This is a genomic window from Candidatus Symbiopectobacterium sp. NZEC135 (assembly GCF_025962695.1).
On sequence record NZ_JAGFPF010000722.1, the window covers coordinates 1 to 1,003 of the forward strand.

Annotated in this window: 1 pseudogene; it reads right to left on the minus strand. The window is 43.2% G+C overall.

Features of this window, described 5'->3' with window-relative positions:
- A pseudogene (locus J5224_RS29985) lies at nucleotides 1–1,003 on the minus strand (hypothetical protein); the annotation flags it as partial.

The following is a 1,003-nucleotide window of genomic DNA, read 5'->3' on the forward strand; positions in this document are numbered from 1 at the left end:
TCAATGGGTTCTTTTGATACCATATTGAGGAATTTAGGATCTTCACTTTTGTAATTCCAACCAAATGCTATTGAATCCTTAAAGTCGAGTGCCAGGTTTTTTCCTGCAATGATTTTTCCTGAATAGGTTTCATCATATATCCATATTCTTTCAATCTCTTCTTTGTCGGGGGGGGATGATAAGGCTGTTGATATTTTTCTGTTATTAGACCATCTTTGGTTATAAAAAACATCCCCGGTTAAAATAAGATTCTGTTTAGCCTCAATGTTACTTTGATAATTTTCGAACCGCTTAGCTCTGAGGTAGGAATTTTTCCCACTACTTATTACGGCATGAGGTGTGTGCGATTTTATCGTGGATTTTGTTATTGTGGTTTTGTTCGGTTCTATTTTTATCGGGGTTTTGATTTCACCTTTTATGACCGCTGGAGTGATCCCAAGCTGAGGTGGGAAAAAAGCAATGATTCCTATTTCTTTTCGGATGGGAAGATTTTCCTCACTAACCCTGGCAAGTAACGCCTTTTTATTCTCGCCAGAAACCTCTTCGGTATGAAAATCCATATTCTCAGGCCTGTTATATAAAGCGGCAGAGCGAATAATCACATCACCCTTATTGGTCTTAATGGTGCCTGAAATATTATCCACTAACGTACTCAGCGCGCCGGCGGCGTCTTTTTGTATCCACAAATTATCATTGGCCTGAATGAGCGCGTTACCTCCCCGGTTGGTCACGGTATCCGCAAACAGGCGCATATCCTTGCCAGCCACGATTTTCCCGGTGTTTTTCAGTGTGTGGGTGGCAAGCGTAATATCGCGACCCGCGTTGATGCTGCTGTTGTTAACCTCAATCGCTTTGCTGCTGATATTGAGGTCGGTTTTGGCATTGATGTTGCCAAGAGAGACTTTGCCATCCACCGTCATGGTGAGGTCGTTTTGTGCAGTAACGACGTTGGCCAGATTAACGCCCACGCCACTTTCACTGGCGACCAGCCGGATTTTATTGG